The 13,739-nt window shown below is 61.9% G+C and carries 14 protein-coding genes and 1 pseudogene; 5 read left to right on the forward strand and 10 right to left on the reverse strand.

Going from position 1 to position 13,739, the window contains the following annotated elements; genetic code table 11:
• The first annotated feature begins 192 nt into the window (after positions 1 to 192).
• On the forward strand, positions 193 to 1,296 hold the full coding sequence (gene gbdR / locus AB4N42_RS05490; protein WP_030137830.1) for a choline metabolism transcriptional regulator GbdR: 1,104 nt from the start codon (positions 193 to 195) through the stop codon (positions 1,294 to 1,296).
• Between the two features lie 125 nt (positions 1,297 to 1,421).
• Here the strand turns inward: gbdR and AB4N42_RS05495 are convergent, their stop codons facing one another.
• From AB4N42_RS05495 to AB4N42_RS05520, 6 genes are all read right to left on the reverse strand, one after another.
• Positions 1,422 to 1,685 (reverse strand): hypothetical protein, encoded by a 264-nt coding sequence (locus AB4N42_RS05495; protein ID WP_030137829.1) that lies wholly within the window; start codon positions 1,683 to 1,685, stop codon positions 1,422 to 1,424.
• Between the two features lie 383 nt (positions 1,686 to 2,068).
• The gene (locus AB4N42_RS05500; RefSeq protein ID WP_460115946.1) at positions 2,069 to 3,232 is read right to left on the reverse strand and encodes a gamma-butyrobetaine dioxygenase; all 1,164 of its coding nucleotides are present in this window, start codon (positions 3,230 to 3,232) and stop codon (positions 2,069 to 2,071) included.
• An 18-nt stretch (positions 3,233 to 3,250) separates the two neighbouring features.
• On the reverse strand, positions 3,251 to 3,727 hold the full coding sequence (locus AB4N42_RS05505) for a thioesterase family protein (protein WP_334598458.1): 477 nt from the start codon (positions 3,725 to 3,727) through the stop codon (positions 3,251 to 3,253).
• A gap of 145 nt (positions 3,728 to 3,872) precedes the next feature.
• On the reverse strand, positions 3,873 to 4,838 hold the full coding sequence (locus tag AB4N42_RS05510) for an L-carnitine dehydrogenase (protein WP_030139299.1): 966 nt from the start codon (positions 4,836 to 4,838) through the stop codon (positions 3,873 to 3,875).
• Positions 4,839 to 4,981: 143 nt separating this feature from the next.
• A complete protein-coding gene (locus AB4N42_RS05515) occupies positions 4,982 to 5,869 on the reverse strand; it encodes a beta-keto acid cleavage family enzyme (RefSeq protein WP_249877129.1) in 888 nt (295 codons plus the stop codon).
• Between the two features lie 71 nt (positions 5,870 to 5,940).
• Positions 5,941 to 6,885 carry a choline ABC transporter substrate-binding protein gene (locus tag AB4N42_RS05520; protein ID WP_030139301.1) on the reverse strand — a complete coding sequence of 315 codons (945 nt, stop codon included), beginning with the start codon at positions 6,883 to 6,885 and terminating at the stop codon, positions 5,941 to 5,943.
• 192 nt (positions 6,886 to 7,077) lie between these two features.
• On the opposite strand from AB4N42_RS05520, the gene AB4N42_RS05525 reads away from it, so the two are divergent.
• Positions 7,078 to 8,037, forward strand: a complete 960-nt coding sequence (locus tag AB4N42_RS05525; RefSeq protein WP_030139302.1) for a GlxA family transcriptional regulator — start codon at positions 7,078 to 7,080, stop codon at positions 8,035 to 8,037.
• Between the two features lie 254 nt (positions 8,038 to 8,291).
• Here AB4N42_RS05525 and AB4N42_RS05530 read toward each other — a convergent pair.
• The 4 genes and pseudogenes from AB4N42_RS05530 to AB4N42_RS05545 form a co-directional block, all read right to left on the reverse strand.
• Positions 8,292 to 8,709: pseudogene (locus AB4N42_RS05530) on the reverse strand (DUF3010 family protein).
• Between the two features lie 34 nt (positions 8,710 to 8,743).
• Positions 8,744 to 9,067: a helix-turn-helix domain-containing protein gene (locus AB4N42_RS05535; RefSeq protein WP_030139304.1), complete on the reverse strand. Its 324-nt coding sequence runs from the start codon at positions 9,065 to 9,067 to the stop codon at positions 8,744 to 8,746.
• Positions 9,051 to 9,305: a type II toxin-antitoxin system RelE family toxin gene (locus tag AB4N42_RS05540; RefSeq protein ID WP_030139305.1), complete on the reverse strand. Its 255-nt coding sequence runs from the start codon at positions 9,303 to 9,305 to the stop codon at positions 9,051 to 9,053. The genes AB4N42_RS05535 and AB4N42_RS05540 overlap by 17 nt, the downstream gene beginning before the upstream one ends.
• Positions 9,306 to 9,393: 88 nt before the next feature.
• Positions 9,394 to 9,795, reverse strand: a complete 402-nt coding sequence (locus tag AB4N42_RS05545) for a lysozyme inhibitor LprI family protein (protein WP_258651022.1) — start codon at positions 9,793 to 9,795, stop codon at positions 9,394 to 9,396.
• A 234-nt stretch (positions 9,796 to 10,029) separates the two neighbouring features.
• On the opposite strand from AB4N42_RS05545, the gene AB4N42_RS05550 reads away from it, so the two are divergent.
• The 3 genes from AB4N42_RS05550 (at position 10,030) to dgcA (ending at position 13,693) form a co-directional block, all read left to right on the forward strand.
• Positions 10,030 to 11,007, forward strand: coding sequence for a dipeptidase (locus AB4N42_RS05550; protein ID WP_030139307.1), 978 nt, complete (start codon positions 10,030 to 10,032; stop codon positions 11,005 to 11,007).
• Between the two features lie 79 nt (positions 11,008 to 11,086).
• The gene (locus AB4N42_RS05555; protein ID WP_460115947.1) at positions 11,087 to 11,617 is read left to right on the forward strand and encodes a DUF5943 domain-containing protein; all 531 of its coding nucleotides are present in this window, start codon (positions 11,087 to 11,089) and stop codon (positions 11,615 to 11,617) included.
• 15 nt (positions 11,618 to 11,632) lie between these two features.
• Positions 11,633 to 13,693 carry a dimethylglycine demethylation protein DgcA gene (gene dgcA, locus AB4N42_RS05560; RefSeq protein WP_030139309.1) on the forward strand — a complete coding sequence of 687 codons (2,061 nt, stop codon included), beginning with the start codon at positions 11,633 to 11,635 and terminating at the stop codon, positions 13,691 to 13,693.
• Positions 13,694 to 13,739 lie beyond the last annotated feature (46 nt).

Below are 13,739 nucleotides of genomic sequence, written 5' to 3' on the forward strand. Positions count from 1 at the left end.
AACCCAGCCTCGACAGGCCCCTTATATAGACAGGCCGGCATGTCGTTTTCAGGAGTTATTGAACGCGTATTCAAATTTAGGCATGGCAATTGCTCTATCCCGATAAAGCCCCGTCTCACGCAAGAGAACGGTGGGCAATAACAAGAGCCTCCGCCTGAGGCCATCACCCGCTTTGTGTGAGGAGATACCGCGATGACGACGTCCAACTCCGGGGCCCAACCCCAGAACCGTGCGCCTCAATCCATCGGCTTTCTGCTGCTGGACAATTTCACGCTGATTTCCCTGGCGTCCGCGGTGGAACCGCTACGCATGGCCAACCAACTGTCCGGTCGCGAGCTGTATCGCTGGACTACCCTGACCGTCGATGGCGGCCAGGTCTGGGCCAGTGACGGTTTGCAGATCACGCCGGACGCCTCCATGCACAAGGCGCCGTCCCTGGACACCGTCATCGTCTGCGGCGGCATCGGCATTCAACGCACGGTTACACGCGAACATGTCTCATGGCTGCAAGGCCAGGCCCGTCAATCCCGTCGCCTTGGCGCGGTCTGCACCGGCAGTTGGGCCCTGGCCTGCGCCGGCCTGCTGGACGGTTTCGATTGCAGCGTGCACTGGGAATGCCTGGCGGCGATGCAGGAAGCCTTTCCACGGGTGTCGATGAGCACGCGCCTGTTCACCCTCGACCGCAACCGTTTCACCAGCTCCGGTGGCACCGCGCCGCTGGACATGATGCTGCACCTGATCAGTCGCGATCACGGTCGCGAGCTGTCGGCGGCAATCTCCGAAATGTTTGTCTACGAGCGTATTCGCAACGAGCAGGACCATCAGCGCGTGCCGCTCAAGCACATGCTTGGTACCAACCAGCCGAAGCTGCAGGAAATCGTCGCGCTGATGGAGGCCAATCTCGAAGAGCCGATCGACCTGGACGAACTGGCGGTGTACGTCGCCGTGTCCCGGCGCCAGCTGGAGCGCCTGTTCCAGAAGTACCTGCATTGCTCGCCGTCGCGCTATTACCTCAAGCTGCGACTGATTCGGGCGCGACAACTGCTCAAGCAGACACCGATGTCGATCATCGAAGTGGCCTCGGTGTGCGGCTTCGTCTCCACCCCGCACTTCTCCAAGTGCTACCGCGAGTACTTCGGCATTCCGCCACGGGATGAGCGCGTCGGTTCCAACACCACGCAACAGGTGGCAATGATGCCGCTGCCGCAGGCGCTGGTGCTGTCGCCGCTGTCCGGCCCGCTGTCGGCGCTGAGCCAGGCGCGCAACGAGTCGACGTTTGCCAGCGTGAGGCTCTAGACCGCAGCGCCTTTGTGGCGAGGTAGCTCGCTCCCGCTGGACCGGGCTGGCGCTCCAGCGCGCAGCGGTCCAAGCTTTTGGGGCTGCTACGCAGCCCAGCGGGAGCAAGCTCCCTCGCCACAAGGTCAGGCGCTATGGTTCTGCTGGTATTGCGTCAACGCTGGCAGCAGTTGCTTGTCGATCGCCTGGCGCACGGCCGGAAGGATGGTCGCGCTGCTGGTATACATCTCCTTGACCATCCGCCGCAGTTCATTGGCGCGAGCCCTGTCCAAGCCGCGCACGGCACACTCACAGGCCTGCTCGGCCGTCGAGCCGCTGGGAATCTGCAACCCCAGGGCCTTGAGATGGCCCAACAGGTCTTCCTGGTCGATCAAATCGGCGTACATCATGACGCTTTTCCTTGTTCAGGGATTGGGGTCGTGTCTCGATTCTGGTAGCCACCCGAAGCGGCGGCAAGGGCAAATCGTCGTTCTGTCATGAATGACTATGAACGCGTCGTTTTCGGCTAACTCGCCGGGTCCTGGACTGGGCACACTGGCCCCAAGCTGAATCACGATGGTTTGGTCACCCTCGCGCAACAGCTCCTCCAGTAACGCTCCTGCCCCGATCCTGTCACGGCTTGATCGGGGATTTTTTTTGCCTGTGAAAATCAGGGCGTGATGGGTTGTTTGACAGGGCGCTATCGCGAGCAAGCTCGCTCCCACAGGGGTTCTGTGTCGTTCACAAAATCTAATGTGGGAGCGAGCTTGCTCGCGATGAACGATGACGCGGTTTACCTTTGCAACACCAGAATCCGCGACAACAACTCATCCCGATCCACATAACACCCCTGGAAATGCCGCGCCCCGGTCGCCGGGTCGAAGGCGTTGCGCGCGTGGAGGGTGCGGCGGTTGTCGAAGCACCACAGTTGCCCGGGTTCGAGCCGCTGCATCAGGCGAAAGCGTGGTTCGCGGGTCAGCGCGATGAAGCGGCGGTAGGCGCGATAGAGCCTGGGCATCTGCTCGACCGAGGTGTCGAACGGCCCGCGCAGGAAGTTCGCCATGCGGATCTCCGAGACCTGTCCCAGTGTGTCCAGCGCGATGATCGGTGCCAGGCAGCGGTAGTCGCTGTGGCGGTCCTTGTTGCGGAACTCCACCGGGATCTGGCACAGCGCATCGAAGGCTTCGGGATCTTCCTGGCGCAGCGCTTCGGCAATGGCGAAGCCGTCGACGAAAATACTTTCGCCACCCATGGCGTCATTCACCAGGCAATGCAGGAATTGCAGGCCCGGCTGCAACTCTCGTGTCGGCAGGTCGCTGTGCAATGGCAGGTTGAAAGCGGTGTAGGCGTTGCTGTCGGCGTCGGCCTTGGATTGCACGTTGAACAGCACACCGAAATTGCTCTCGCGAATGAAGGAAATGCGTTGGGCGATCTGTTTCAGCGAGCCGGGTTCGGTGGGCACGCCTCGTACCTGGGTCAGGCCGATGTCGCGTACCGCCAGCAGCCATTGCAGCAGCGCGCCGGCGTCCTCCATCAGTGCCTGGTAGTCGAACACCGGCAGTTGCAAGTCGTGCTGCCAGAGGTGTCGTTGCGGCTTGCTCGCCAGGCGCTCGGCCCTGGATTGCTCGTCATAGGCGTGGGCGCGCAGCCAGCCCGGGTCGAATTGGCTCTGGTGGCCGTCCTGCCAGGCCACGCACAGGCGCCCTTGATCATCGACGCGGATTTCACCGGGCGCCAAGTCTTCGGGCACATCGACGATTTCCAGGACTTGCTCACGGGTGACGCTGTAGACGCATTGCTGACAAGGGCAGTTGTCGCGCAGCCACTGGAGATGAAAGGGGCTGAGGCGACCATCGGCCCAAGTGACGTGAACCCGATCGGCCAACGGTGTCGCAGCGGTCAATGCGTGGACCAGAGGATAGCTGCGGAAGTCGGCGATTGCGGCGGCGGTGTGCATGGCGATCTCCTCGGGATTTTATCGGGCGGGGGGCAGCGCGATGACTCGACCGATATAGGCCGGCGTCGGCAAATCGGATTGGCTGTCGAGCAGGGCTTTGAGTGTGCCCAGGGTCTGTTCGGTGAACGGCGCGGAGCGTGGCCCAGCCAGATCGACGTGAAGCAGCATCTGTTCATTGCCGGCCAGCTCTTTGTCGCCGCCCGCCAGGTGCAGGCTGTGATAGAGATGCAGGCGCTTGGCGTCGTGGCCAATGATGTGCGTGTGCACCTCGACATCGGCGCCGAGCTTCACTTCGTGCAGGTAGTTCAGGTGCAGCTCAAGGGTGAACAGGGAATGGCCGTTGGCTTCGCGACTTTGGCTGTCCAGACCGAGGCGGTCCATCAGCGCGTCGGTGGCATAGCTGAAGATCAGCAAGTAGAACGCGTCGCGCAAATGACCGTTGTAGTCGACCCACTCGGGGAGGACTCGGGTTTGGTAGGTGGTGAGGGTGGGCATGACTCTGGTTCCGACAGTTGTGGTGACTGGGAGGCCGCTATCGCGAGCAAGCTCGCTCCCACAGGTTTCGTGAACGACACAGCACCAATGTGGGAGCGAGCTTGCTCGCGATGGGGCCAGACTTGCTGGCCCAAAAAACCAAGGTTTACTCGGCGAAGGCCATCCCATGCTTTTCCTTGGTGGCCTTCACCGCCTCCAGCACCGCCATCAGGCAATCATCACGATAGCGCTCCAGCGCCGAAATGCTGTGCTGCCCCAATTGCTCGTTCGTCCCGTCCACCACGTCGTCGATCAGTTTTTCGGTCAGCTCCGGTGCCGGCAGGTAGGTCCAGGGCAGTTGCAGCGCCGGGCCGAACTGGGCCATGAAATGGCGCATCCCTGCGTCGCCGCCGGCCAGGGTGTAGGTCAGGAACGTGCCCATGAACGACCAGCGCAACCCGGCGCCAAAACGGATGGCGTCGTCGATTTCACCCGTGGTTGCCACGCCGTCATTGACCAGGTGCAGCGCCTCGCGCCAGAGCGCTTCGAGCAAACGGTCGGCGATGAAACCGGGCACTTCCTTGCGCACGTGCAGCGGCCGCATGCCGAGGGACTCATAGACTTGCATCGCTGCTTGGACGGCTTCGGGCGCGGTGTTCTTGCCACCGACCACTTCCACCAGGGGCAACAGGTAGACCGGGTTGAACGGGTGCCCGACCACGCAGCGTTCCGGATGGGTCGAGCTTTCATAGAATTCACTCGGCAGCAGCCCCGAGGTGCTCGAGCCGATCAATGCGTTCGGCTTGGCGGCGGCGCTGATCTGGCTGTGTAGCTGGAGTTTGAGCTCCAGGCGCTCGGGGGCGCTTTCCTGGATGAAATCGGCGTCGCGCACGCATTCTTCGATGGTCGCGACAAAGCGCAGTCGATCCTGGGAGGCGCCAGGGGCCAGGCCTTGTTTCTCCAGGGCGCCCCAGGCATTGGCGACGCGTTTGCGCAGCGCGGCTTCCGCGCCGGGCGCAGGGTCCCAGGCGACCACGTCGAGGCCATGGGCGAGGGCGCGGCTGACCCAGCCGCTGCCGATGACGCCGCTGCCCAGGGCGGCGAAGGTCTTGATGTCGGTGATGAAGCGCATGGTGGTTTCCTGAAAAGAGTGAAGATCACCTGTGGGAGCGAGCTTGCTCGCGATGGCGACGGCGCATCTGACGCATCTTTGAAGGCCGGACTATCGTTATCGCGAGCAAGCTCGCTCCCACAGGGGGACGGTGGAGATTCGGCTCAGCCGCGCTGGACCAGGCCCATTTTCTTGCGGCCTTCAGCTGGGGTGAGCACGCGGGCGCCAAGGCGGCTGAGGATTTCGCCGGCGCGCTCCACCAGTTGGCCGTTGGTGGCGAGCACGCCTTTGTCCAGCCAGAGGTTGTCTTCCAGCCCGACCCGGACGTTGCCCCCCAGCAGCACCGCCTGGGCCGCCATCGGCATTTGCATGCGGCCGATGCCGAAGCCGGCCCACACCGCGTCCGCGGGCAGGTTGTCGACCATGGCTTTCATGGTGGTGGTGTCGGCCGGTGCGCCCCATGGGATACCCAGGCAGAGTTGGAACAGCGGGTTGTCCAGCAGGCCTTCCTTGATCAACTGCTTGGCGAACCACAGGTGGCCGGTGTCGAAGATCTCCAGCTCGGCCTTGACCCCCAGCTCAGTGATGCGCTTGGCGCCGGCCCGCAGTTGCGCCGGGGTGGAGACGTAAATAGTGTCGCCATCACCGAAGTTCAGGGTGCCGCAATCCAACGTGCAGATTTCCGGCAGCAATTCTTCGACGTGGGCCAGGCGGGTCAGCGGCCCCACAAGGTCGGTGTTGGGGCCAAACTCCATTGGGTTTTCGCCACCACCGATTTCCAGGTCGCCGCCCATGCCGGCGGTGAGGTTGACGATGATGTCCACGTCCGACTCACGGATGCGCTCCATCACTTCGCGGTACAACGCCACGTCGCGGCTGAACTTGCCGGTCTGCGGGTCGCGGACGTGGCAGTGGACCACCGTGGCCCCGGCCTTTGCCGCCTCGACGGCAGCCGCCGCGATCTGTTTCGGGGTGACCGGCACGTGGGGGCTCTTGGCGGTCGTGTCGCCAGCACCGGTAAGTGCGCAGGTGATGATGACGTCGTGGTTCATGGTGCGGATTCCTTCAGGCGTGGTGGGTCACCGCGCAGCCGATTGATGCTGCGCAGATGGATAGCGTTGGGTCAGTTGCTGGTGAGTTTCAGGTTGTCGGCGGCGGGCTTGCCGTCGAAGGTGGTCACGCCTTCGAGCCAGCGCTGCTTGTCCTGCGGATGATCCTTGAGCCACTGCCGGGCCGATTCGAGTGGATCCTTGTGATCGAGCAGCGGCTGCATCATCCGGCTCTCGTCTTCGGCGGTGAAGGTCAGGTTGCTCAGCAGGCGACTGACGTTCGGGCACTGCTCGGCGTAGTTCGGCGCGGTGACGGTCCAGACAGTGGCCATGCCTTCGTTCGGACCGAGGGCATCTTCGCTGCCCGTGAGGTAGGTCATCTGCACGTTGACGTTCATCGGGTGCGGCGCCCAGCCGAAGAACACCACGGCTTCCTTGCGCCGCACGGCGCGGTCCACGGCGGCGAGCATGCCGGCCTCGCTGGACTCCACCAACTGGAACTTGCCCAGGCCGAACTGGTTCTTGGCGATCATCGCCTTGATCTGGGTGTTGGCGCCGGAGCCGGGCTCGATGCCATAGATCTTGCCGCCCAGCTCCTTCTCGAACTTGGCGATGTCGGCGAAGGTCTTCAGGCCCTTGTCGGCCAGGTACGTCGGCACGGCAAGGGTGGCGCGGGCGTCCTGGAGGCTGGGCTGCTCCAGCACCTTGACCTGCTTGGCCTGGACGAACGGCGTGATGGTCTGGGTCATCAACGGGTTCCAATAGCCCAGGAACAAATCCAGGCGCTGGTCGCGGATGCCGGCGAAGATGATTTGCTGGGACGCGCTGGTCTGTTTGGTCTTGTAGCCGAGGCCGTCGAGCATCACTTGGGTCAGGGCGCTGGTGGCGATGACGTCGGTCCAGTTGACCACGCCCAGGCGCACGTCCCGGCAGGCGGCGGGTTCGGCCGCCTGGGTAGCCGAGGTCAGGAAAGCGGTACCGGTGAGTGCAAGAACGCAGGAGCTGATCAGTCTTTTCATGTCGGGTTCCTCGGCAGCTTGTTGTTATGGGTTCCGGCATCTGCGCGCCGGTGATGCCAAAGTACGCAGCCGTGGCTTGTTCAAAACGCACAGCGGCGACGTGGTCTTGCACTACAGCGACTCTTGCACTTGAACACCCCTTCCAACTGGCGTATCAAAGTCCGCACGCTGCCCGCCAACCGAGTGCGTTCCATGTCCCAGGATTTCTATTTCTTGTTGATGCCGGGTTTCTCGGCCATCGGTTTCATTTCGGCCATCGAGCCGCTACGGGTCGCCAATCGCTTCCGTGGCGAGCTGTATCGCTGGCATGTGTTGAGCGCCGATGGCGGGGCGGTGTTGGCGAGCAACGGCATGTCGGTCAACGCCGATGCGGCGCTGGAGCCGCTGAAAAAAGGCGCGACGTTATGGGTGGTGGCTGGGTTCGAGCCGTTGAAATTCGTCACTCCGGTGTTGGAGCGCTGGCTGCACAGACTGGACAATGACGGCGTTATCCTCGGCGGCATCGATACCGGCAGCGTCGTCCTCGCGGATGCGGAATTACTGGACGGGCATCGCGTCACCCTGCACTGGGAAGCGATTGAAGCGTTCAAGGAATCCTATCCACAGCTCAGCGTGACCCAGGAACTCTTCGAGATCGACCGCCGCCGCATTACCTGCGCCGGCGGCACCGCATCCATCGACCTGATGCTCGACCTCATCGGCCAGGCCCACGGTTCGGAATTGGCGATCCAGGTCAGCGAACAATTCGTGCTCGGTCGCATTCGTCCGCGCAAAGATCACCAGCGCATGGAAATCGCCAACCGCTACGGCATTCGCAACAAGAAACTGGTGCATGTGATTGGCGAGATGGAAGCCCACAGCGAGCCACCCCTGACGACCTTGGCGCTGGCCGAATCGATCAATGTCACCCGCCGGCAACTCGAACGCCTGTTCCGCCTGCACCTGAACGACACCCCCAGCGGCTTCTACCTGCGATTGCGCCTGGAAAAGGCCCGGCAACTGCTGCGCCAGACCGACATGAGTGTGCTGGAAGTGAGCATTGCCTGCGGCTTTGAGTCACCGTCGTACTTCACCCGCAGCTACCGGGCTCGGTTTGCCCGGTGTCCGAGGGAGGATCGACGACGGCAGGGGGACGAGCGGGAGGTGGTTTGACGGGCTTATATCCGATCGGCGTGTTTGGCGCTGGAGGACAAGGCTTTACTGATTGGTCGAAGGGGTATCGCAAGCAATAGTGAGCCTGGAAAATTTCCCGTGGCGAGGGAGCTTGCTCCCGCTTGGGGCGCAGCCGCCCTGAAACCGGATACCGCAGTGCAGCAGGTGAACCCTGCAGGCCGGTTTTACGACTGCTGCGCAGCCGAGCGGGAGCAAGCTCCCTCGCCACAGGTACGGTGTTTGTCTTAGGAGATCTATTTCTTCATCAGCGCCGAGCAGGCTGCTTTATAGGCCTCGTGCTGATATTTGTTCAGCGTCGCTCGGCAGGGCGAAATCATGTTTCTTGCTCTGGGCGTTGATGGTCTGTGGCGACAGCAGCGTCACCTCGCAACCTTCCAGCAACTGGAACACCCCTTCGATCTTGAACGTGGTCGGCCCACCGGCGAACTCGCCTTTCTTGCTGCGCTTCTTGATGGCGATGCGCTCGATGCCATTGTCCGTCACGAACGCCCGTACCTGGGCGGCGAAGGCCTTGACGTTCGCGGCTTGATCGTCATCGTCCAGAGCGATCTTCTTGATGTTCAATGCGACGTGGCTCAACGCCTGCTGGTCCAGCGAGGCAACGGCGATGATCGCTTCGCTGCCTTTGATTTCAATGCCGCACGTTTTCATGTGAATTCCTTTGCTGGATGGAGGCGGGCAGCTCTTATAGCTCCAACTGATCAGCATGGATGCCAAAGGCCGCAGCAATTTTCTCGCGGGTGGCCCGGCGAGGCTTGGCGACAGATTCTTGCTGAGCAAACGCGGGTTGAGAAATACCGAGGCGCCTGGCGACCTCATCCTGAGTCAGGTTCAAATGTTCACGCCAGGCGCGTATTGGCGTGGCGCCGTCGACGATACGGCTGACAACCTCATGCGGGATCAGGTCGGGCTCCAGCTTTTGCGCAACGTACTGCGCATACGGAATGACCACGAATGCCGGATTTCCGTCTGCGTCGTTGATGATCTGAATATCAGTAGGTTCGTTCATCGCGTTTCTTGACCTCTTGAATGCTGACGACCTTGATCGCCCCGTCCCAATCGAACATGACTCGATAGCTACCTACCCGCAGGCGGTACGCATAGCCATGGCCAACAAGTGCTTTGACATTCACCACGTCAGGCATCTGGGCGAGCGTCGTAACGGCGTCCCGAACCTGAACCTGATGGACGGAGTGCAATTTCAAAAGCTGCTTAACGGCTTTTCTGGTCCAGTGAATAGTGTTCATGGAAGGATATAAGTCTTTTATAAGATTTGCGAATCCTGACTTATATCCCGTCCAGAGCCAACGCGTGAAAGATGTCTGAATATTGCCCTCACTCCTGCCCAATCGACTCCAAAAACTCCGACCGGTCATCACTCACCTGGGCCATGCAGTCGTTTTCGGCGATTTTGTAGGCGTCGCTGCCGGGCTTGGCCGGGAAGGCGGCGATGGCGCAATCGGCGTCGCGCTGTTTTTGCCAGAGTTGCTGGGCGGCCTTGATTTTGGCGGTGATGTCGTTGAGCTGGGCCTTGTCGCTGGCGTAGCGGGTCTGCAGCCGCTCATTGAGGCTTTGCAGGTTTTCGTTGAGCAACTGCTCGGCAGCCTTCTTTCCATAAGCCGAGCAGGCCAGGGTCTGGACGTCGTTTTCAACTTCGTCGCAGGGGTTGGGCTCGGTGTCTTCGGTCGCATGGGCGACGGTGCTGATCAATGCCAGGGCAAGAAGAATCGATTTCATCGGGTTGTCGCTCAAATCCAGTGAAAGCCAGTGGTGACGCGGATTCTGGCGCAAGCGCCGGGTAAATAACAGATGGTCGGAGGGGGGGCGTTGCAGCCCATTGTCGCGGATTGACGCTTTCGGCAATTCCCCTGTCGTTTTTGCACCCGGTCGCCACCGCCCTCCGGCATATGCTGGCCCCAAAGCGCCAGGCACACGATTCGGCGCATGAATCGCCAACAAGGGGACTGCCTGATGAGCCCAGCCGAATTGCACGCCGACAGCATCGTTATCGACGGGCTGATCATTGCCAAGTGGAACCGCGACCTGTTCGAAGACATGCGCAAGGGCGGCCTGACCGCAGCCAACTGCACCGTGTCGGTGTGGGAAGGTTTCCAGGCCACCATCAACAACATCGTTGCCAGCCAGAAACTGATCCGCGAGAACAGCGACCTGGTGATCCCGGTGAAAACCACCGCTGATATCCGTCGTGCCAAGGAGCAGGGCAAGACCGGCATCATCTTCGGCTTCCAGAACGCCCACGCCTTCGAAGACCAGCTCGGCTATGTCGAGATCTTCAAGCAGCTCGGCGTGGGCGTGGTGCAGATGTGCTACAACACCCAGAACTTGGTAGGCACCGGTTGCTACGAGCGCGACGGCGGCCTGTCGGGCTTCGGCCGCGAAATCGTCGCCGAGATGAACCGCGTCGGCATCATGTGCGACCTGTCCCACGTCGGTTCCAAGACCTCCGAAGAAGTCATCCTCGAATCGAAGAAACCGGTCTGCTACTCCCACTGCCTGCCGTCCGGCCTGAAGGAGCACCCGCGCAACAAATCCGATGAAGAGCTGAAGTTCATTGCCGACCACGGCGGTTTCGTCGGAGTGACCATGTTCGCGCCGTTCCTGGCCAAGGGCATCGATTCGACCATCGACGACTACGCCGAAGCCATCGAATACACCATGAACATCGTCGGCGAGGACGCCATCGGCATCGGCACCGACTTCACCCAGGGCCACGGCCAGGACTTCTTCGAAATGCTGACCCACGACAAGGGCTACGCCCGTCGTCTGACCAGCTTCGGCAAGATCATCAACCCCCTGGGCATCCGCACCGTGGGCGAATTCCCGAACCTCACCGAGACGCTGCTCAAGCGCGGCCATCCTGAGCGGGTGGTGCGCAAGATCATGGGGGAAAACTGGGTCAACGTTCTCAAGGACGTCTGGGGCGAATAAACCCCGCTGCATCACTGAATCCTTTACCTGCGGCCACTCGCGCCGCAGGCACATCACGAATTTCCGGAGTCAAGTTTTCATGGCCAAGATCGCCCCGCAACTGCCTATCGAAGTCGACAGCGAAACCGGTGTCTGGACCTCCGACGCCCTGCCGATGCTGTACGTACCGCGTCACTTCTTCGTCAACAACCACATGGGCATCGAGGAAGTGCTGGGCGCTGACGCCTACGCCGAGATTCTCTACAAGGCCGGCTACAAATCCGCCTGGCACTGGTGTGAAAAAGAAGCCGAATGCCACGGCCTGGAAGGCGTCGCGGTGTTCGAGCACTACATGAAGCGCCTGTCCCAGCGTGGCTGGGGCCTGTTCAAGATCCAGGACATCGACCTGGACAAAGGCACCGCCAGCGTCAAGCTCCAGCACTCGGCGTTCGTCTATGTGTACGGCAAGGTCGGGCGCAAGGTCGATTACATGTTCACCGGCTGGTTCGCCGGTGCCATGGACCAGATCCTGGCCGCGCGCGGCAGTTCGATCCGCACCGTGGCCGAGCAGGTCTACGGCGGTTCCGAAGAAGGCCACGACGACGGCCTGTTCATCGTCAAGCCGTTGTAAGTCGAGGATCGCGCCATGGCTTTTGAAGCAATGTTCCAGCCGATCCAGATCGGCAAGCTGACCATCCGCAACCGCGTGCTCAGCACCGCGCACGCCGAGGTCTACGCCACCGACGGCGGGATGACCACCGACCGGTACGTGAAGTATTACGAAGAGAAGGCCAAGGGCGGCATCGGCCTGGCGATCTGCGGCGGCTCGTCGGTGGTCGCCATCGACAGCCCGCAGGAATGGTGGAGCTCGGTGAACCTGTCCACCGACCGCATCATTCCGCACTTCCAGAACCTGGCCGACGCCATGCACAAGCATGGCGCCAAGATCATGATCCAGATTACCCACATGGGTCGTCGCTCGCGCTGGGACGGCTTCAACTGGCCGACCCTGATGTCGCCGTCCGGCGTGCGTGAGCCGGTGCACCGTGCGACTTGCAAGACCATCGAGCCGGAAGAAATCTGGCGGGTGATCGGCAACTACGCCCAGGCGGCGCGACGCGCGAAGGCCGGCGGCCTGGACGGCGTCGAGCTGTCGGCCGTGCACCAGCACATGATCGACCAGTTCTGGAGCCCGCGGGTCAACAAGCGGACCGACGAATGGGGCGGCAGCTTCGAAGGCCGCATGAAGTTCGGCCTGGAAGTGTTGAAGGCCGTGCGCGCCGAAGTGGGCGATGATTTCTGCGTGGGCATGCGTCTGTGCGGTGACGAGTTCCACCCGGACGGCTTGTCCCACGAGGACATGAAGCAGATCGCCAAGTATTACGATGACACCGGCATGCTCGATTTCATCGGTGTGGTGGGTTCGGGTTGCGACACCCACAACACCCTGGCCAACGTCATCCCGAACATGAGTTATCCACCGGAGCCGTTCCTGCACCTGGCCGCCGGTATCAAGGAAGTGGTCAAGGTCCCGGTGCTGCACGCGCAGAACATCAAGGACCCGAACCAGGCCACGCGGATCCTGGAGGGTGGTTACGTCGACATGGTCGGCATGACCCGCGCCCACATCGCCGACCCGCACCTGATCGCCAAGATCAAGATGGGCCAGATCGACCAGATCAAGCAGTGCGTCGGCGCCAACTACTGCATCGACCGCCAGTACCAAGGGCTGGACGTGCTGTGCATCCAGAACGCCGCGACATCCCGTGAATACATGGGCGTGCCGCACATCATCGAGAAATCCACCGGGCCCAAGCGCAAAGTCGTGGTGGTCGGTGCCGGCCCGGCTGGGATGGAAGCCGCGCGTGTGGCCGCCGAACGTGGCCACGACGTGACCCTGTTCGAGAAGAAGGAATTCATCGGCGGGCAGATCACCACCGCCTCGAAAGCCCCGCAACGGGACCAGATCGCCGGTATCACCCGCTGGTTCCAGCTGGAACTGGCGCGGCTGAAAGTCGACCTGCGCCTGGGCGTGGCGGCTGACGCGCCGACCATCATGGACCTGCGTCCGGACGTGGTGGTGCTGGCCGTCGGTGGGCATCCGAACCTGGAGCAGAACGAACACTGGGGCGCCGCCGAAGGGCTGGTGGTCAGCAGTTGGGACGTGCTCGACGGCAAGGTCGCGCCAGGCAAGAACGTGCTGGTCTACGACACCATCTGCGAATTCACCGGCATGTCGGTGGCCGACTTCCTCGCCGACAAGGGTAGCCAGGTGGAAATCGTCACTGACGACATCAAACCGGGCGTGGCGATTGGCGGGACTTCGTTCCCGACCTACTACCGCAGCATGTACCCCAAGGAAGTGATCATGACCGGGGACATGATGCTGGAGAAGGTCTACCGCGAAGGCGACAAGCTGGTGGCGGTGCTGGAGAACGAATACACCGGCGCCAAGGAAGAGCGTGTGGTGGACCAGGTTGTGGTGGAAAACGGCGTGCGGCCGGACGAAGAAATCTACTACGCGCTCAAGGAAGGTTCGCGCAACAAGGGCCAGATCGACGTCGAAGCCCTGTTCGCGATCAAGCCCCAGCCGTGCCTGGAGCAGAGCGGCGATGGCTACCTGCTGTTCCGCATCGGCGATTGCGTGGCCCAGCGTAATACCCACGCCGCCATCTACGACGCCCTGCGGTTGTGCAAGGATTTCTAACGGCTTGCACCAAACTCCTGTGGGAGCGGGCTTGCTCGCGAAAGCG

The organism is Pseudomonas sp. H2_D02 (assembly GCF_054677635.1).

Bases quoted from the DNA above. Each gene is read 5' to 3' on its own strand.
- gbdR (WP_030137830.1), top strand. From the start codon at position 193: ATGACGACGTCCAACTCCGGGGCCCAACCCCAGAACCGTGCGCCTCAA.
- AB4N42_RS05495 (WP_030137829.1), bottom strand. From the start codon at position 1,685: ATGATGTACGCCGATTTGATCGACCAGGAAGACCTGTTGGGCCATCTC.
- AB4N42_RS05500 (WP_460115946.1), bottom strand. From the start codon at position 3,232: ATGCACACCGCCGCCGCAATCGCCGACTTCCGCAGCTATCCTCTGGTC.
- AB4N42_RS05505 (WP_334598458.1), bottom strand. From the start codon at position 3,727: ATGCCCACCCTCACCACCTACCAAACCCGAGTCCTCCCCGAGTGGGTC.
- AB4N42_RS05510 (WP_030139299.1), bottom strand. From the start codon at position 4,838: ATGCGCTTCATCACCGACATCAAGACCTTCGCCGCCCTGGGCAGCGGC.
- AB4N42_RS05515 (WP_249877129.1), bottom strand. From the start codon at position 5,869: ATGAACCACGACGTCATCATCACCTGCGCACTTACCGGTGCTGGCGAC.
- AB4N42_RS05520 (WP_030139301.1), bottom strand. From the start codon at position 6,885: ATGAAAAGACTGATCAGCTCCTGCGTTCTTGCACTCACCGGTACCGCT.
- AB4N42_RS05525 (WP_030139302.1), top strand. From the start codon at position 7,078: ATGTCCCAGGATTTCTATTTCTTGTTGATGCCGGGTTTCTCGGCCATC.
- AB4N42_RS05535 (WP_030139304.1), bottom strand. From the start codon at position 9,067: ATGAACGAACCTACTGATATTCAGATCATCAACGACGCAGACGGAAAT.
- AB4N42_RS05540 (WP_030139305.1), bottom strand. From the start codon at position 9,305: ATGAACACTATTCACTGGACCAGAAAAGCCGTTAAGCAGCTTTTGAAA.
- AB4N42_RS05545 (WP_258651022.1), bottom strand. From the start codon at position 9,795: ATGAAATCGATTCTTCTTGCCCTGGCATTGATCAGCACCGTCGCCCAT.
- AB4N42_RS05550 (WP_030139307.1), top strand. From the start codon at position 10,030: ATGAGCCCAGCCGAATTGCACGCCGACAGCATCGTTATCGACGGGCTG.
- AB4N42_RS05555 (WP_460115947.1), top strand. From the start codon at position 11,087: ATGGCCAAGATCGCCCCGCAACTGCCTATCGAAGTCGACAGCGAAACC.
- dgcA (WP_030139309.1), top strand. From the start codon at position 11,633: ATGGCTTTTGAAGCAATGTTCCAGCCGATCCAGATCGGCAAGCTGACC.